Annotated in this window: 9 protein-coding genes and 2 pseudogenes; 6 read left to right on the forward strand and 5 right to left on the reverse strand. The window is 32.0% G+C overall.

Annotated elements, in window-relative coordinates:
• Window positions 1-4 precede the first annotated feature (4 nt).
• From FTT83_RS11245 to FTT83_RS11270, 6 genes and pseudogenes are all read left to right on the forward strand, one after another.
• On the forward strand, window positions 5-1,519 hold the full coding sequence (locus tag FTT83_RS11245) for a hypothetical protein (RefSeq protein ID WP_180176611.1): 1,515 nt from the start codon (window positions 5-7) through the stop codon (window positions 1,517-1,519).
• A gap of 11 nt (window positions 1,520-1,530) precedes the next feature.
• Window positions 1,531-4,812, forward strand: a complete 3,282-nt coding sequence (locus FTT83_RS11250) for a type I restriction endonuclease subunit R (protein WP_180176612.1) — start codon at window positions 1,531-1,533, stop codon at window positions 4,810-4,812.
• A gap of 1 nt (window position 4,813) precedes the next feature.
• A complete protein-coding gene (locus tag FTT83_RS11255; RefSeq protein WP_180176613.1) occupies window positions 4,814-5,554 on the forward strand; it encodes a M48 family metallopeptidase in 741 nt (246 codons plus the stop codon).
• A gap of 272 nt (window positions 5,555-5,826) precedes the next feature.
• Window positions 5,827-11,208: a DUF4011 domain-containing protein gene (locus FTT83_RS11260; RefSeq protein ID WP_180176614.1), complete on the forward strand. Its 5,382-nt coding sequence runs from the start codon at window positions 5,827-5,829 to the stop codon at window positions 11,206-11,208.
• 41 nt (window positions 11,209-11,249) lie between these two features.
• A complete protein-coding gene (locus FTT83_RS11265; RefSeq protein ID WP_180176615.1) occupies window positions 11,250-11,570 on the forward strand; it encodes a hypothetical protein in 321 nt (106 codons plus the stop codon).
• A gap of 175 nt (window positions 11,571-11,745) precedes the next feature.
• Window positions 11,746-12,821 (forward strand): annotated as a pseudogene (locus FTT83_RS11270) (IS3 family transposase).
• 37 nt (window positions 12,822-12,858) lie between these two features.
• Here the strand turns inward: FTT83_RS11270 and FTT83_RS11275 are convergent.
• The 5 genes and pseudogenes from FTT83_RS11275 to FTT83_RS11295 form a co-directional block, all read right to left on the reverse strand.
• Window positions 12,859-13,008: pseudogene (locus tag FTT83_RS11275) on the reverse strand (helix-turn-helix domain-containing protein); the annotation flags it as partial.
• Between the two features lie 70 nt (window positions 13,009-13,078).
• A complete protein-coding gene (locus FTT83_RS11280; protein WP_180176616.1) occupies window positions 13,079-14,434 on the reverse strand; it encodes a tyrosine-type recombinase/integrase in 1,356 nt (451 codons plus the stop codon).
• The gene (locus tag FTT83_RS11285; protein WP_180176617.1) at window positions 14,424-14,927 is read right to left on the reverse strand and encodes a hypothetical protein; all 504 of its coding nucleotides are present in this window, start codon (window positions 14,925-14,927) and stop codon (window positions 14,424-14,426) included. The genes FTT83_RS11280 and FTT83_RS11285 overlap by 11 nt, the downstream gene beginning before the upstream one ends.
• Window positions 14,924-17,149: a hypothetical protein gene (locus FTT83_RS11290; RefSeq protein WP_180176618.1), complete on the reverse strand. Its 2,226-nt coding sequence runs from the start codon at window positions 17,147-17,149 to the stop codon at window positions 14,924-14,926. Before FTT83_RS11290 ends, FTT83_RS11285 begins: the two co-directional genes overlap by 4 nt.
• Complete coding sequence (locus FTT83_RS11295) at window positions 17,136-19,109, reverse strand: hypothetical protein (RefSeq protein WP_257234901.1); 1,974 nt, start codon at window positions 19,107-19,109, stop codon at window positions 17,136-17,138. The genes FTT83_RS11290 and FTT83_RS11295 overlap by 14 nt, the downstream gene beginning before the upstream one ends.
• Window positions 19,110-19,521: the final 412 nt, after the last annotated feature.

A 19,521-nucleotide genomic window follows, 5' to 3' on the forward strand; every position in this document is an offset into this window, starting at 1 on the left:
TAAAATGAAAGTAGGATTGTTTTTTGGTGCTGGTGCAGAGATCGGTTATGGACTTCCAAGTGGTGGAAAGTTTGCAATCGATTTATTTCGACAAGATGCTACACCATATAAAAAGAAATTTAGAGAGAAGTTGTCGAAGATTGACATTCGTAGTCCTTACGCAACATCATGGTTGCCAAAAGATTATGAGAAAAAAAGCATTTTTGCTTTTGGTAAAAATGAGTTTACCAGCATTATTGAGTCATCAATTCAATATAAAAGAAGTGAAATTATTAAAAAATTAAATGACTTTGATAATGAATTTACATCGGCTTGTAAGCAATTAGAAATTGAAGAAAGCTTACTTAAAGATAAGTTTTCTGATGAGATGGATAAAGATATCGGTGAAGTCTTATATGAGCACGATATTAAAATTAATGAAAAATTGACCAAAGATGTGAAACTATTTGGAACTGAATATTATTCAGCAGCTTTGGAAATTATTCGTTCAAAACCCAATTGTGCTGATCTACGAAGATATGTAATTGCTTTTTTGCAATTATTAGTTGGTGCATACGGGCAAGACTTTGTTCAAAATTTAAATGAGGAATTATTCGAGTCAGCACCTGATGATTTACCAATCTTTGATGATATTTTTGGTATGTTTCGTTTGGAGTTTGATCGAGTTGGTTCAACTGCCTTGGATCTACTGCTGAGTGAAAAAAGAACATTCAATACAACTGAAGAAGCAGGTTTAGTTGATCTATTTTCTGCGGTAACTCAACAAATTTTAGAAAATATATTTTGTAGCGTTTTAGATTATCAAAAATTAATTGATGATCATTTTAGATACTTATTTTCACCATCAACGGAATGGGCTAAATTCACTAGAATGGCGATTTTTATGGAAATTGCCCATGATTATATTATTGCGCAGAAGCCAACAGATTTGCCTGATTTTGGTTACTATCACGATGTCAAAGGTTTAATAGATTCTGGTCAAGAAGTAGAAGTTATTGGTACATCTAACTATAACAACCTATTTAAAGAAATATCAGATGATTTAGATATGTCCCCTATTAATGTGTTTCATTTAAATGGTAGTACGAAAGATTTTTATAATCCCTATAAAAATGAAGTTATTCAGATTGAAGATAAAGATTTGCATGAAAGTGAGCAAATTTTAGTTCCATTTATGCTTACTCAAAGTGGACTGAAACCCTTAACTTCGGTAGAAATGTCGAGACGTTATGTAGAGTTATTCGATGCCTATAAAGATGTAGAAGCAATTATATCGATAGGATTTGGATTCAATAAAGATGATAGTCATATTAATGGATTATTCAGAGAACTTATTGAAAAAAATGATAAGAAACTTTTTATCATTACCGTAGATCCAAAAGAGAACGCTAGAGAAATTAAGAAAAAACTTCGCCTAGATTCAAATTTGGATAATGTAAAAGTGATTCTCGTAGATCCAAAGACTAGAGCTACAAATGAGGCTTTATGGTTTGAAGAAGTTTTTAAACAATTAGGATAAGTTGAATTTATATGAACTCTTATTTACCTAAGTTTCAAGAAGAATATAGTGCAAAACTGCCTGCTTTAGCCTTGTTGACTAACTTGGGATGGTCATTTTTACCGCCATCACAGGCACTTGCTGCCCGTGATGGAAAGCAAGACCAAGTTGTCTTACGCCAAATTCTACGTAAAGAACTCTCTAAACGTACTTTTCCATTTGCGGGTCAAGAATATCCACTCTCAGCAAAGTCGATTGATAACTTAATTGCCGAAATCTGTAGCCCTGCCTTGAATGAAGGGCTACTGACCGCCAACGAAAAAATGTATAACCATTTATTCTACGGCATTCCTGTAACTGAATTTGTGAATGGAAAAAAGGTTAGCCCGACGATTCCACTCATTGATTGGCATAACATTCATAACAACGATTTTTCATATACTGAAGAATTTGCTGTCACACGCTCAGGTGGTGTAGATACACGAAGACCCGATATCATTTGCTTTGTAAATGGTATTCCTTTAGGGGTAATTGAAGCAAAACGCCCTGATAGTCAGGCTAAGAAAGGTCCAACGATTAATGAAGGCATTTCTCAGACGCTTCGTAATCAGCGACCTGATGAAATTCCACATCTTTTTGCCTATAGTCAACTTCTGCTTTCTATAAATGGACATGAAGGGCGTTACGGCACATGTAATACCCCTGCTAAGTTTTGGGCAGCGTGGCGAGAAGAAGATATTTCTGATGCAGAGATGTATGCGCTTAAAAATAAGAAATTAACTGCTTCACAAAAACAGAGCCTATTTTCTTATCGTCCAGTCGATGACTTAAATTGGTATGAAAACCTAATTGCAGGTGGAGACTTAGCTGTTACAGGTCAAGATCAACTGCTGATTAGTCTATTAAAGCCTGAACGACTACTCGAAATGGTTCGCCTATATACGCTTTTCGATAAGAAAGCAGGAAAAATTGTTGCTCGATATCAGCAAATTTTTGGTATTAAACGACTCATTGAGCGAATTAGTACTAAGAATAGCAAGGGTGGTCGTGAAGGTGGTGTGATTTGGCATACAACGGGCTCAGGTAAATCTTTTACCATGGTCTTTCTTAGTAAAGCTTTGATCTTGCATGAGGCTTTAAAACAATGCCGTATCTTGGTTGTTACTGACCGTGTTGATTTAGAAGATCAACTGAGTAAAACCTTTGTTTCTGGTGGCGAACTGACAGGGAAAAGAGACAAGCAAAACGCCATGGCGACTTCAGGTAAACGCTTGGCTGAACAAATTGGCAAAGGCACAGAGCGAATCATGTTTTCTTTGATTCAGAAATTTAACTCAGCAACCAAACTTCCTGAATGTGTCAATACAAGTTCAGACTTCATTGTCTTGATTGATGAAGGGCATCGAAGCCAAGGTGGTGAAAACCATGTGCGTATGAAACTCGCACTTCCAAATGCGGCATTCGTGGCATTTACAGGTACACCATTGCTTAAAGATGAAAAGACCATTAACAAGTTTGGTCCTATTGTTCATGCGTATACGATGCAAAGAGCGGTAGAAGATAAAACCGTAACGCCTTTGCTCTATGAAGAACGAATTCCTGATTTAGATGTCAATGAACGAGCGATTGATACGTGGTTTGAACGGATAACAGAAGGTTTAAATGATCAGCAAAAAGCAGATTTAAAACGTAAATTTGCGAGAAAAGGTGAAATTTATACTGCGGATGATCGTATTCGCCTGATTGCGTTAGATATTGCCAATCACTTTGTGAAAAATATTGATGATGGTTTAAAAGGACAGCTTGCTTGCGATAGCAAGGCTTCAGCGATTAAGTATAAAAAGTACTTGGATGAAGCAGGCTTGTTTGAGTCTGCTGTGGTGATGAGCCCACCTGATAGTCGTGAAGGGAATACTGATGTTGATGAATCGACTACCCCTGAAGTGACTCAATGGTGGAAAGAGAATGTCGGCACTCAAGATGAGCAAGCCTATACCAAACAAGTGATTGAGCGTTTTGAAAAAGATGATTCGCTGAAATTACTGATAGTGGTGGATAAACTCTTAACAGGTTTTGATGAACCTAAAAATGCTGTTCTTTATATTGATAAAAATTTAAAACAGCACAATCTGATTCAAGCAATTGCGCGTGTAAACCGACTTCATCCGATGAAAAAGTTTGGTTTATTGATTGACTATCGAGGTATTTTAAAAGAATTGGATGCCACAATTCTGGATTATCAAGATCTCGCTGCACGTACCCAAGGTGGCTATGATATTAATGATCTTACAGGCTTATATACCCAAATGAGTTCTGAATACAAACGATTACCTCGTTTGTATAAAGCACTTTGGGCAATTTTTGCTGATGTTAAAAATAAAAATGATCCAGAGCAGTTGCGCCAAGTTTTAGTCCCACGCATTGAAGAACGTGAGGGTGAGTTAGTCGATATTCATTTGAAAGTTCGTGATGATTTTTATGAAGCACTTACAGAATTTGCCAGTTGTTTAAAAGTTGCATTGCAGTCAGCAACCTTCTTTGAAGATAAAAGCTTTTCTGATGCAGATCGTCAGCACTATAAGGAAACAGTCAAACTATTTACAAGCTTACGTCAGATTGTGAAACGAGATGCTGGAGAGACAGTTGACTATGATCAATATGCTGAACAAGTCAAAAAACTTCTTGATAAACATGTTGTGGGCATTGAAGTTAAAGACCCTGATGGAGTTTATGAAGTCGGCAAGATGGGTAAAATGGCTCAGCCTGAAGATTGGAGTGAAGAGAAAACACGTAATGAAACGGATATCATCAAAACACGTGTAACGAAGATGATTGAGCAAGAGTTACGTGATGACCCCTATGCTCAGGAGGCTTTCTCTAAGTTGTTACGTCAAGTCATCGAAGAAGCTGAGAAAGAGTTCGATCACCCTTTGAAGCAACACATGCTTTTTAGAGAATTTGAAGAACAAGTTGAAGCTCGTCGTTTAGATGAAATTCCTGATGTGTTCAGTGGTAATAAGCATGCTCAAGCTTATTATGGTGTCTTCAAAAAACTCTTGCCTGAGGCATTCTCGATAACAGATCAACAGAATCAAGATAAGTGGATTCAACTCGCTTTTGAGGTTGATCGTTCTGTGATGAGTTCTGTAGCTGAAAACTCAATTAATCCACAAAATATTGAAGCAGATATCCGTAAAAAACTATTACCGCAGATGTTCCGTGAATGTAAATCCATTGGGAGTGGTATGGATCAAGCCAAAAAAATTGTGGAAATGATCGTACAAATTACTCGGGTCGGGTTGAATGGGCTCTAGGATGAATACGCTGCCAGAGAGAAAGTTAAGCATTGTTTATGGTGATGAAGTTCTTGATTTTGAGGTGCTTGAAAGTCCTAGTCGTACTGAAAAGATACTGATTAAAGTCTATGCTGATTGTCGGGTGGTTGTATCAACACCGTTAAATACAGATGATCAAACAATTATTGAAGCGGTAAAGCAGCGTAGTCGTTGGATCTATAAACAATTACGAGAGTTCCGTGAACAAAGTAGATTTATCACGCCTCGCAAATATAAAAGTGGTGAAAGCCACTTTTATTTGGGTAAACAATATCAATTGAAAGTGATTCATGATGATACCAAGCCAAAAGGTGTAAAACTTCTGAGAGGAAGATTGGAGGTAAACACCTTGGATATGGGTCTTGAAAGTATTAAATCTTATTTAAATGAATGGTATAGAAGCCGAGCAAAAGTCATATTCGAAGCACGTTTGCAACATATTCTAGAACAAGCTTTATGGGTTGAAAATTACCCTGATATTCGTTTGATGACCATGCGAACACAGTGGGGAAACTGCTCCCCATCAGGTGTACTTACGCTCAATCCTCATCTAGTTAAAGCGCCTACAATCTGCATTGATTATGTGATTCTGCATGAACTTTGTCATTTGGTTGAACATAATCATAGTGAGCGTTTCTACCAACTATTGAATCAAGTTATGCCTGATTGGGAGGTAGTGAAAGAGAGATTAGATAACATGGCTGCGAAGTTTTTTGAATAGAATTTAATGTGATCTTAGCCCAATGATCTGACCCCAAAAATTTAGTGGGTACTATTGCGGTATTAATAAGTTAGAAAAAGAGGAGGGTACAGGATGCTGATGATTTAAGCTAATTAATTATAAATTAATTTTTAAAATTAAAGAGTGATATTGGATGAGCGGTGAAGCAACCTGGTTAGAAGAGCTAGATTGACTATCAATATAAACATCAAATTGCTATCATAAAATATATAAAAATATTGCTTTAAATTCTAGAGGTTTTTAAGAATTATATGACTGAAGGCGCTACAACATTTGCATATGATTCATTAGAGTCAATCCGAAAAAGACTATTGGATTTAAGCTCAAGAAATGCATTATTAAATTATAAGTTTCCTAGAGGTAAGTGCCTTCAATTTATTGAAACTACTCCAAATGCAGTATTCAAAGCATTAAGTGATAAAAAAACAATAGATTTAGCAGCAATTCCAAAACCAACAGATGCTGAAATTAAGGCTTATTATCAGAATGAAAGTAAAAAAGATTCTAATTTAAAAGACTTAGCTCCTACAGTCGAATCATGGGCAAAGCATTTGGGCTATCAAACTAGCTTTGATTTACAGCAAAATGATTTTTGTACTTCAATACATGCTGATAGTGATTGTTTGCAAAGTTTGCTCTATCCAAAAGATTTAGAAACTAGAATTAAGCATATAAAACAGCAAGCTGAATCATCTCTTAGTGAGACTGGATCTAATGTTCTATATATAACGATTGGCTTTTTAGAGTGGGCGGAAAGTAAAGATTCTTCAATGAGAAGGTTAGCTCCATTATTTACTTTACCAATCAAAATAGAGAAAAAACCAAAAACTAAGAATGGAGGTTATGATAATTTTGAAATTTCTATGCTAGATGATGGGCTCCTCAGTAATGTTACATTGCATGAGAAATTAAAGAATGAATTCGGATTAGAATTGCCATTATTAGATGAAGATATAGTACCAGAAGATTATTTTAACTTAATCGAAAAAAATATTTTAGCCCATGAAAAAGGTTGGAAAATTCAACGTAAAGTGTGCATGTGTTTGCTCAACTTTACAAAGCAAGCTATGTATCAAGACTTGGATCCTGGCATTTGGCCAGAAGGTCATTCAATTGAACAACATCCAGTAATTCAACAATTATTCAGCAAAGTTGCAAAAGAAAGAGAGAACCATAGTTTCGATATAGAGTATGAAATAGATGATATTGCTGATATTAATGAAAAATTTCCAATAATTTATGATGCTGATAGTTCCCAGCATAGTGCACTTATTGATGCTGTAAAAGGTGAAAACTTAGTTATTGAAGGCCCTCCTGGCTCAGGTAAGTCGCAAACTATTACTAACTTAATTGCTGCCGCTATCAATAATGGAAAAAAAGTACTTTTTGTTGCTGAAAAAATGGCTGCTTTAAACGTAGTAAAAGATAGATTAGATAAAGCAGATCTAGGTGGATTTTGTTTAGAATTACATAGCCATAAATCTAATAAATTAAAAATATTACACGACTTAAGTGACCAATATAAAAAAATAGGACAGTATACAAAGCCAAATCAATTGCAAGTAACAAAAAATAAATTAGATTTATGTAAGAATAATTTAAATCAATATGTTAAGAGTGTTAATAAGGAATGGGGTGCAACCAAACTTACAGTGCATGAAATTCTAGCTAAATCAGCAAAATTGAAAATATTGTTAGATATAAATCCTGAAGAGGTGTTAATTGATAATTTAAATATAAGTGCATTAAGTCAAGATGAAATTTATAGTTATATCGACTGTGGGCGATTATTAGAAAATGCATTTATACAAACTCGTGATCAGAGTATAGATAAAAATATTTTTAAACATTACTGGTTTGGAGTTAATAAAATAAATCTAATCGATTCAGATAAGGTTGAAATTATTAATTCACTTAAGCAATGGAATACAGAATTAAAATCAATAAAGTCCTTAATTACGGAGGTATTTTCTATTGATGATTTCAATTTAGAGTATGTTGAAAAAATTGTTGTAAATGCGAATAAATTGCCAGAATGTGATGAAGAAATATCTTATGAATTAATACATCAATTAATTTCGAAAATAGATATTTTAGAGGAATATATTAACTTATATTCTACAATAAATAAAAACTATATTGAAATTTCCTCTACATTTGATGAGAAATTCCTAGAAAATTTGGATATTCAACAGATTAATGATATTCAAGATTTGATTAATAAGAGTAATAAATTAGATAAAATTATCTCTTTCAATGAATTAGTAGAAGCAATAGATCGTTTGGAAAATATTAGAAAATCATTAATTGATTTAAGTCCTGATATTGAATTAGTTAAAAATAATATACCTTATGAACTTAAGAGTGTTTTTGGGTATTCTGAGGAAAAATTCAAGGATATGGAGTTATTAGTAACTCATTTGAAATCTTTGCCATTTGAATTGCTAAAAATTAGAAATGAAATTTTTGATGAATCTAATATTGATCAATTTATATTGGAATTTGAGCCTGTATTTAATCAACTACAAAAAAATTATCCAGATTGTAAGGAAATTTATAATATAGATAATTTACCAGACCTAAATGATTTGGAAGTAAATTATAAAAATGTATGTATAGGTGGATTCTTTAAGTATTTTACTAGACGATGGTGGAAAGCAAGAAAATTCATCACAGGTATGAGTAAAAATGAAAATACTCCATTTGGTGAGATACAGAATAACTTTTCTAAATTAATTGATTTTAGAAAAAACATCAATATAGCTGATAGTTTAAATCAAAAATATAAAATTTTAGGTCATATGTATGATGGTGTTAATACACCTTTAGATGATATAAAAACTTTACGTGAATGGTATAAAGGTATTCGTCATGATTATGGTGTTGGTTTTGATGAGAGAGTAAAGATTGGTTCTGCTATCTTAAGACTAGAAAGCAATTTGATTCAATCTATCATTGAAGAATATGATCGCAAAATTGCACCAAAAATTAAAATCTCATTAAATCTATTGGAGGAATTTTCTACTTTATATAATAATAAAATTAAAGGTTTAAAAAATATTCATGAGATTGTTAATGAGACAAGTGATATTTCATCTACATTGTCCGATCTTAAAGAGTTAAAGGATAATCTTCAGGCATTAATTGTTAATAAGAATAATTCACTTTTAACTATTGAAAATAAATTAAATTTGTTTAATGAAAATCTTCATAATTTAATTAGATTTGAAGAAATAAAGAGCAGTCACCCAGAAATATGCAATGAATGGGAGTTGAAAGAATTTAAAGGTAAGGCTAATCATTATGAGATAGGTAGAGCAAATAAAGCTTTGAATTTATTGAAAGTAATTTCTGATTGTGATGATGTTATTAAACATAAATTGTTAGAGATTTTAAATTCGGAAAGTTATAAAAACTTCAAAGAAGTTAATAGTAAAATTGCATTTCATTTTAATAATGAGGCTAAATTCAAAATAAAGTTTAAAGATCATTCAGATGTAGATGAATCATGGATCGAACTACATAAAACTTCTTTTGATAATTTGATCAAAAGGAATGATCTAGCCTTGGATAATCAAGATTGGATATTTACTTGGAGTAATTATCAAACAGTTAAATCTAAAGCTGAAGCTTTAGGATTGAAAAATATTATTGGAAAGTTGGAAAATGGTTCACTAGAGAGCTATTCATTAGTCGATACCGTACAGCTTTCTGTATATTGTTCTTTAGCAAAGCATATTATCAATACTGATACGTTGATTCAGAAATTTAATGGGATGGAATTATCAACAATGGTTGATGATTTTAAGAATTATGATAATGAATTAATAGCTTTGCAGAGAAAACAGATTGCTAGCAATGCAGCAACAGTTGATGTACCTCAAGGAATTGCTTATGGTCGCGTATCAGATTTAACTGAATATTCTCTCATAGCTAAAGAATCTTTAAAAAAAATGAGACATATACCTATTAGGTCTTTGCTTGAGCGGGCACCCAATGCGATCCAGGCATTGAAACCATGTTTCATGATGAGTCCTATGTCTGTAGCTCAATACTTGAAGCCTGGTCTTTTTGATTTTGATTTAGTGATTATGGATGAAGCATCTCAAATTCTACCAGAAGATGCCATTGGTGCTTTGGCTCGTGGTAAAAGTGCGATTATTGTAGGAGATCCGAAACAATTACCTCCAACAAGTTTCTTTAGTACTTCTATAAACTTGGATGATACGGACGAAGAGGATTTAGTAGGAGTTGAAGATGCAGAAAGTATTTTAGATTCAGTTTCAATGTTTAAACAGAGACGCTTACGTTGGCATTATCGTTCGCGACATCAATCTTTAATTGCATTTTCGAATAAGCATTTTTATGACTCTGACCTTATTTTATTTCCTTCAGCAATACAAAGTTCGCCTGAATTAGGCATTCGATTCAAAAAAGTCTCAGGTACATTCAATTCAGGACGTAACTATGAGGAAGCTCAAGCTGTTGTTAATGAAGTATGTGAACTGATTCTTCAAGACAGAGAAGAGTCGTTAGGTATTGTTGCAATGAATAGCCAGCAACGAGATGAAATTGAAAACCAGCTAGAGCTTAAAGTATCTGAAAACTCTTTATTACAGAGTTTATATGATAAAAAAATGAAATCTTTTGAGCCTATATTTATCAAAAATCTTGAAAATGTTCAGGGTGATGAAAGGGATGTTATTGTTATTTCGATGACTTATGGGCCTAGTCAGATTGGTGGAAAAGTATTTCAACGATTTGGTCCTATTAATCAGAGCTCTGGGTGGAGACGTTTAAACGTGCTCTTTACTCGTTCGAAGAAGAGAATGCATATTATCTCTTCAATGAATTCTACAGATATCTTGACATCTGGTACGAGTAGTAAAGGAGTATCGGCCCTAAAAGCATTTTTGAGATATTGTGAGACAGGTTTCTTACATGAAGAAAAACAGACAGGTAAGGCTCCGGATAGTGATTTTGAAATTGCTGTAATGAAGGCATTAGCAAAACATGGATATGAATGTGAACCACAATTAGGTGTTGCAGGCTACTTCTTAGATCTGGCTGTTAAAAATCCAAATAATCCCGGAGAATATTTATTAGCAGTTGAGTGTGATGGTGCAACGTATCATTCCGCAAAATCTAGTCGTGATCGTGATCGATTACGTCAACAGATTTTAGAAAGTTTAGGGTGGAGGATACACCGTATTTGGTCAACAGATTGGTTCAAAAATTCAAAAGAGCAAATGCAAATTCTGCTCGAAAAATTGAGTAATCTAAAACCATTGATTGAGAATAATACAACTGAACCAAATATTAAATTATTGAAAACATCAGTTAAAGAAAATCAATATGCACTAGCATTTGACAATGTAGCAGAGGATTTTAATGATTTTGTCGAGGTAAATGATTTAGTGAAATATGTGGATAGTAGAAATCCTGAGAAAATTGTTAGTGTGAAAATTTCTAATAACTTTAACAATTATCAGGAGGGCATTACCCACCGTAATAGCCCTTTGGGACAAGTATTACTTGGGCTTACAGTAGGGGAAAGTTCAGTATTATCTTTGCCGAGTGGGGATGTAAATATTACTGTTAAAGATATTATTAAGTCTAAAGTTGATGTTTAGTCGTTATAAATTCAGGTGTTTAACCTGCGTTAGGAATATGTATGAGTATTGATTTAGAAAAAATGATGACCCCTGATGAGATACAGGCATCAGGTATTAATAAGCTATCAGAATCTGAGCAACAGGAAATATTACGGTGGGGGCTACGAATGTATGGCTTGGGTCAACATAAAGTAGGTGACATCCATGAGATTAAATATGATGGAAGAGTGGTTGTCCTTGATGATGGTTCGAGATGGGAAGTTGAATCATATGATGCATCAACTGTGGACTTTTGGGGTGAATTTACAAAGGTTGCTATTATTGATGATGAAATGTACCGTCTAGAAGAATGTGTTTCAGTTACTGAAGAATTTGTTTGAGTTTTTTGATTCAGTGATAGAAATCCAAATGACGCTTGAAGACTTTTGTCATGAATAAAAAATTGATTTGATTAATTAGTGTAAGGAAAGGCTATTCCCCAGGTGGTAATCCCCCCTAAAAATAATAGGATTTAAAAGTAGAATTTTCTCTTAAGATACGAGCAGGAGATTCTGCATGAAAACATCTAAATTTACTGACAGTCAGATCATGTCCATCTTGAAACAGGCAGAATCTGGCACACCTGTAGCGACCCTTTGCTGTGAACACGGCATGAGTAATGCTACCTTTTATAAATGGCGTGCCAAATATGGTGGTATGGATACATCACTAATGGCTCGACTGAAAGAGCTAGAAGCCGAAAATACCAGACTTAAAAAGATGTATGCGGAAGAGCGATTAAAGGCCGAAATCATCCAAGAAGCGATGGCAAAAAAGTGGTAAAGCCATCTTGCCGGCGTAAGATGGCACAACAGGCAGTCGCCCAGCATGCCATTAGTATTCGTTTGGCTTGTAAAGCATTTGGCATTAGTGAAACCTGTTACCGCTATCAAGCCAATCTCAGCGATGACAATGCACTCATTGCTGAACAGCTCATTGAACTCACTGAGGAAAATTCCGATTGGGGCTTTGGTTTGTGCTTCTCGTATTTACGGCATGTTGAGAGTTGCTGCTGGAATCACAAGCGGGTTTACCGCATTTACTGTGAGTTGGCACTGAATCTGCGTATTAAACCGAGAAGAAGACTAAAACGGCATGCGCCTGAACCATTGAAAGAACCAATCCGAGAAAATCAGGTTTGGTCATTAGATTTTATGCATGATCAGCTTTCCGATGGTCGCAAGTTTCGATTATTGAATGTGATTGATGATTACCGCCGCGAAGGCCTAGCCATTGAAGCAGGGTTCTCATTGCCCACAATCAGGGTTATTCGTACGTTGAATCAATTGCTGGAGTGGAGAGAAAAACCGTTAGTGATCTGATGCGATAATGGTCCCGAATTTATCAGTCACGAATTTGTGCGCTGGGCTACTGAGCACGGTATTCGTATTGAATATATTCAACCGGGTAAGCCACAGCAGAATGCGTATATTGAACGCTATAATCGGACCATACGTTATAGTTGGCTGAGCAAGCATTTATTTGATACTTTGGATGAAGTACAAGATTATGCAACAAACTGGTTGTGGCATTACAACCATGAAAGACCACATCAAGCTAACAAAGGAAAGCCACCTCTAATGGCTGCTTAACCTCTACTTTTAACTTCGGTTATTTATGGGAGGATTACCGTATACGCTGATACTGAGGTGTGGTGTTTTGCCGTAAATATTTACGTACGTTATTTCTGGACACCCCCTGTTCACGACTAATGGCTTTAATAGATTTACCTTGTTGATGAAGTATTTGGATTGTCACTGCTTGCTCCAAAGTTAACATGTTGAGCAGTCCAAAATGACCGCTATATTAACCAAGGGGTCATTTTTACACTGCCGCTAACATTAAGATTTTATTTAATTTTATTTTTAAGCTGATCAAGAAGTTCACGTAATATAATAGGATCAATTGGAAAATTATTATTTAAAGAGTTTTCTAAAAATTTAATGTGTGAGTTGATGACATGATTGGAAGGGGTTGTAAGTATTTTTTCTTTTAATTTATCGATTTCAGAAAGCTCATCAAATGCTAAATTTATATATGTATCAAGAGATGTGATAGATCTGTGGCCAGTCCATTCAAGCATAATTTGTTTTAATCGATATGTATTTAATAGCATTTTTCGAAATTCATCACTATTCGTTAATTCATGTTCTAAAATTAGAGATTTAAATTTTTCTGTGATAAATCGATGGCGAAACATGTGAGCACAGACTTGGGAGGAAAGATTTGCCTCTTTGGACCAATTATTCATATAAGTAGTCAAAGTATCGGGTTGTAATGGATGGCCTGATGTATGTGAAATAAAAATATAATCATGATTAATGCCCTTTTTTTGCAGTATCGGATTTCTATAGTAATGAACATAAAAGCGTAAATTGAGTAAAAAAGTTCTTGAAACAGGAATTTCCCGTGTCTTAGTTAAACGATTATTTTTTAAATTTATAATTTCTAGTAAAGGTGAGTCTGATTCACTCTTTAACGCTGATCTTAGGGATTTCATGGATAGAGAGCAGACTTCTGTTCTTCTACCACCTGTATTTTCAAGTGCCTGAATAAGACACAAGTTTCTAAGTCTTAAAGGCTCATTGACTGAGTAATTTATATGATTCAAAAGTTTATTATAATCATCGAGTGAAACAGGATAGCGTTTGCGTTGAGGTGAAGGTGGAGGGAACGAATAATGAAAATAACTCGGGGGAGACCTTAGTTTGTTATTTTCTCTAGAGACTTTTTTATTTTTACTACTTAAAGATATTTTATTATTTTTACCAATCCCAATAAAATTATTAAGATTATAAAGCTCTGCAATAAAAAAAAGAAAATTAATAGCTTGATAAGCAATACGTATAATTTGGTTATTGGATCGAACATCAGGGTCATCTTGTAAATAATCCATAAAATCGGAAAATAAATTATTGTCAAATTGTGAAAAATTTTCTATTTTCTTGCAATAAAAAGTAAATCTGATAAAGTGAGTTAAATGATTGGCAAATATTCTGTATGTGCCACCATTATATTTTTGAGAATAACCAAATTTTAATTTATAAATAAGATATGAATTTGCTTCATAGCATGGAACACCATTAGGGTATATTAAAAAAGGTAAGGCATCAATATTGAAAAATTTTATATCTTGTTTGGATGTGGTGAGGTAATTTGGTAATGATAAATTACTGACCATTGAATATAGTTTTTTATTTTTCATTATAAACCACCTCATTAGCATGGTTTAATAATTTTTCAAAATATTTTAATTTGTTGTTGGTTTCATCAATAATATATTGGTTGTTTGTGCCTAAAGCTAAATTGGAAATTGTTGACTTTAGATCATATATGATTTTGATGAGTATTAAGTTATTAATTTTTAGATTATTATTCTCTGACTTTAATTCTTCAATTTTATTTTTTTTACTAGCTGGAGTTATGGTGATTGAAGATAAAGCTTTTATTCTCAAATCATTAAATTGAGTATATGTGATATTTGAATATTTATTTACGTATAATTTATGTGTATTGAGTGATAGTGAAATAATTCCATATTCGCTACTGGAGTATTTCGCTATATTTTTTTGAGATGAAATAGCGGTTTTTATATCATTGTCATTGATATAATTATTTGGCTTATTTATTATAAGTTGAAGTAAATCAATTTCAGATTGAATTGATTTTTCAACTTCATAATTATCAAATTTTTTCATATTTCATCCTTAACTATCAATATTAGCTCAAATTCTTGAATGATATTATTGTTTTTATCTTTGGTAGTAAAAAATCTAGGTTGAAGGTCAATTATATGTTCATCAATAAGATAGTGTATTTTGCTTGATAGCTTATTTGTAAAGTTGAAATTTTTCATGCTAGTTATTTCTAAGTCATTAACATTAAAATGATTTAATAATACTGTGCGTAAGTCTTTAATATTTTTAACAATTGGGCCAGATATTCCTAAATAGGCTTCAGTAATTGTGTGAGATTTTACGCCATTAAGAACGCTGCCTGTTAATGGTTCAGTAATATAATGATATAAATGTTCAATATCAGTATGACCGAGGAAGTGACGTAATGTATCTAAGCCATCAAAGCTTTTTGACCAGAAAAATATCATTGCAAAAAAACGTCTTAATTGATGTTGGCGTATATAATATCTCCTATATTCATTTGGTGAGTATTCTATTTTTTTTGTTTGAAAATAATCACAAAATAAATTTAATAAGTTGCTATAGTTTCCAGTCGATAACTTTTTCCATGTATTTCTACTATAAGAATAGTTATTTATCAAATTAATATCAGAAAGTGTAGAAAAATTATTTTCTAATATGATTTCATTAAAATTTTTAAGTTTATAAATGATTTTTGCTATGATGCTTGGTATAGGTCTTGACATCTTTTCACGATGAAAATTAATGCCGCCAACACCACTTTTTCGATTATCAAATATAACTTCAAATTCTTTGAATTCTGTTATTAATGGATCAAAATTCTGAGGTAATAAACAATCTAATGGGTGTAAATCAATAATTTCTGAGTTGCGTCTAGCAGTGATCGCTCCTAATGCAACTAATATAGATGCTAATAGAATATTGTAAAAATCAATAAATCCATGATTGCTACGTAAATTTATAAAATAATTTTCATCTTTAGGTATTTTTAATTCTTTAATACCTATTTTCTTTAATGTGCTTGGAAAATTTGAACTGTTATAAAAATCATTAAAATTGCCTTTTTTATTTTTGATGAATAAAGAATATTTAAAAATTGTATCAAGCAAGATATCTAAATATTTATGAATAAATTCAAAAGAATCACGTATAGCTTTAAAAGTTACATCAGCAGGCAGTGTTGCAAATCTCCCCAAATCTTTTAAAGGGGTTATTTTATTTATTCTTTTCACTCCGATAGTATTAAAGTTAGAAATATTGATTTGAGCACAATCATTTTGAGAGTGGACAAATACAATTTTTTTTAAGTTCTTTATTTGAGATTGAAGGTCTTGGTATGAATAGTATTCTTCATCACTAGTCGTGTAAGGAAGACTTAAGTATTCTGTTTTAGCTGTGTCTTCGATTAAGTTTAATTGCTGTAAAGTAAAAGGTTGTTGGTTAAATACGATGATACGATCCTCAAGAGATTTAATGAAAAAATTTTTTTTTACTTTATTGGGATTATATGTAGAGTAACCTTCATTACAATAAAGCCAGTATTTTGATTTTCTTAGCTCTTCTAATGTTAGGTCAAGTTCATCATTATGGTTATTATTGATGAAGAAAGGATATTTCTCTTCAAATTTAATTACATCATTTATATCTATTTCTTTAATTTTTTCTTTTAAAAAATCTGTTACAAATATATTGTAATTAATTGATGCATTGATTTTTCCATTGTTTGAAATATTGACCAGATAATCGACTATGTAGTCTTCATTAATCTTATTTAAACCATATTTGCTTAATTCTAAAATATTAGAATTAATCAAAATGGAATTTATAAAGTAAATTATATTTGTTAAATTAATGCTGATGGTTTGAGTTTTTAATAAAAATCCTTCATTGTAAATAGGATGGCTTTGAATGCAAAGCCAGTATTTGAAGGTGTTTAGTATGTTTGGTCTTTCTGTTAGTAAAATATTATTATCAATTTTGATTTTATTGAAGTTGACTGTTATTATTGCTTTATTTAATTTAATCATCCATATATTTGATTCAAATTTTGTATTATCATAAAACCAAACAGGATTTCTTACATCTGAAAGCTTTAAATTGTGTATGGTGGATGTTTTTTCAAAAGATTTTTCAATTAATCCATAATTATTGGGGTTGCGTATTATCTCATTCTTTAATAAAGTGAGTTCTTTCTTTGACATGGTTTCTATATTTTTATTAGGGTCAGATAAAATATCTTTTAATTTATTATTTACTATCATTTATAAATATTCCTTCGATTATATTATATTTGACTGGATTTTTTCTTGCTATTTCATACATCTCTATAATGTCTTTAGTTAAATATAAGCATTGTTGTAAATTTTTTTGAAATGCTTCAATCTGTGATATTACATAATTTGCACTTGTGTACCACCATTTTAAATGTTTTTTTATGTCTTTTTGGTTGTAAGATGTCTCTTCAAAAAAGTATTTAATTGCAAGAAAAATTTGTAGAAGAGGAACTGTTATTAAATAAATACCTATATAACTATTTTTATCTTCATTATTTTTTTTCTCAATATTTATTTCATGAAATCCTTTTTCAATATGATGAGGTATATCTTTGAATGCATGATTATTTATGAATTTATCAAGTTCTTCTTTGGTGAAATCTACAGATTCAAATAAGTAAATTGAGTCTTTCATTGATTCGTAAATAAGAGCATTTTGAAATATTCGTAACCATCTGTTCGTATAAAATTTCCATAGAGTATCTGGTAGATATGAATCAATCAATGCAGGGTTATATTCCTTATGGCCTAGCGCTAGACTCATTTTATTTACAGACATAGTTTCATAGTAAACACGCACACCACAACTTGCTCTAAATCTTGTTAATGTTAAATTTTGAAAAATATGGCTACTTTCATTATCGTTAAGTAATATATCACCATTTTTATAACTTGTTATTTCATATGATTTTTTTAGACCATTAATGACGGTAGTACAGGTGCCATTCTCAATTTTTTTTACTCTTTTTGGTTCTGTGAATGCAGTTCTTGAAGCTAATAGCATGTATTCATAATCTTGATTATTTGCTGATTTCAAATAATTTCTTGCAATACTAGTAATTTTTATGATGTCTTCAATTATTTTTACTGATTGGGGGTTTAATTTAATTAATTGTTCAGCATAATTTACTCCTCTTCTCTTTTTAAAAGACTTGCTATACCAAGATTCTCCAATTTTAAAAAGACCTACATTGTTTTTATTATCATACAGTTTCCAATTTATTAACCAGGATTCAGTAATTGCGGGATGTTGATTAATTAATAATATGAGGAAAGGGTATAAAGTATTGTAGCTTGAATAAAAAATTTCGTCTTTAATGATATTCTTTTCCTTGCTTGAACCTGATATACCTAAAAAAACAGAATAACTCTTAAGGGTTTTATGTTTAAAAGGGAATTCATAATAAGTTCGAAATGTATTGTTTTTATTTAAAATTCCTACTTGTACATTATTTTTTGAAGTGTTGTTTTGGCTAACTTTAACTATTCCTTTTTTAACGCATTCAATAAAAAAATTATATTTTTCATTTGTTTTTTTTGTGAGTAATTCTGAACAGTAAATTATATGGTCAATTTCATTAGTTATTCTAATAAAAATGAGTTCCTTAGCTTCACTATCTGTATAACTTATTGGGATTTGTGTTACTAATTTATTATGTATTAACTGTTCTTTTTCATCTTTTACCAAGTTTGTTGTAGTGTTTTTATGTGTACATTTTTTATATATTGGTCTGAGTATTTCTGTGATAGGTTCTTGCCATATTCCATAGTTAACTAATACATTGTACATATCAACTATAGAACCCCATCTCGTGTGAAAATGACCAATATTATAGTTTTTTATTTTTGCATCTATTAAGCATAAATTATAAACAATAAGCATGCTTTCAAATGCATATTCGGAAGACATTGCCCTTTGCATGTCTTTAATATTTGGATATGCTACAACTAAAACTCTAAATAAACTAATAAGATACCCAATTTTTTTTGACAAGGTGGTTGATATGATTTTTTTTCCATAAGTGATCATTATATGATGCAATTTATTTGTGAATTCTTTTCCATATGTGTCGTAAATAATACTGATATTGAGATTTAGGATTTTATTATCATTACTGCAGATATTCCAACCTCGATAATATTCAATTTTTTCTATATTTTTTTTCATGTTTTTATATAGAAATATACAATTTTCCACATTCTCATTTATTGTATTAAGTGAAAGGAGAATTGTAGTTTTACTTGTATTTTGCAATAAGGCTAGATTATTGAATACCGATTGAACCTCATAGCTATAATGGTATTTATTGTAATTAGTTGTATCCAATTCAGTATAGATAAATCCTATAAAGCATTGTAGATGGCTCTCTAGTGATTCAGACGATTTCAAATCGAATATTGAGTGTTGAGTTGATGTCTGTTTCAAACATTCGATATACGTGCAATACAGTGCTAAGTTGACAAAAACAACTAAACATGCGAAAAGACATTTTTGGTTAAACGATGTTTGCACATGCCACGGATTGTTACCGTCCCACTCAGCTTAGAACAGCGTGCACAACTAATTCTCCTGACCAAGC

The sequence above is a fragment of the Acinetobacter sp. YH01018 genome, assembly GCF_013420295.1.
Lineage (GTDB): Bacteria > Pseudomonadota > Gammaproteobacteria > Pseudomonadales > Moraxellaceae > Acinetobacter.

Excerpts from the sequence above, each read along its gene's own strand:
- FTT83_RS11295 (WP_257234901.1), bottom strand. The coding sequence starts at position 19,109 with ATGAAAAAAAATATAGAAAAAATTGAATATTATCGAGGTTGGAATATC.
- FTT83_RS11280 (WP_180176616.1), bottom strand. The coding sequence starts at position 14,434 with ATGAAAAATAAAAAACTATATTCAATGGTCAGTAATTTATCATTACCA.
- FTT83_RS11290 (WP_180176618.1), bottom strand. The coding sequence starts at position 17,149 with ATGATAGTAAATAATAAATTAAAAGATATTTTATCTGACCCTAATAAA.
- FTT83_RS11265 (WP_180176615.1), top strand. The coding sequence starts at position 11,250 with ATGAGTATTGATTTAGAAAAAATGATGACCCCTGATGAGATACAGGCA.
- FTT83_RS11260 (WP_180176614.1), top strand. The coding sequence starts at position 5,827 with ATGACTGAAGGCGCTACAACATTTGCATATGATTCATTAGAGTCAATC.
- FTT83_RS11250 (WP_180176612.1), top strand. The coding sequence starts at position 1,531 with ATGAACTCTTATTTACCTAAGTTTCAAGAAGAATATAGTGCAAAACTG.
- FTT83_RS11245 (WP_180176611.1), top strand. The coding sequence starts at position 5 with ATGAAAGTAGGATTGTTTTTTGGTGCTGGTGCAGAGATCGGTTATGGA.
- FTT83_RS11255 (WP_180176613.1), top strand. The coding sequence starts at position 4,814 with ATGAATACGCTGCCAGAGAGAAAGTTAAGCATTGTTTATGGTGATGAA.
- FTT83_RS11285 (WP_180176617.1), bottom strand. The coding sequence starts at position 14,927 with ATGAAAAAATTTGATAATTATGAAGTTGAAAAATCAATTCAATCTGAA.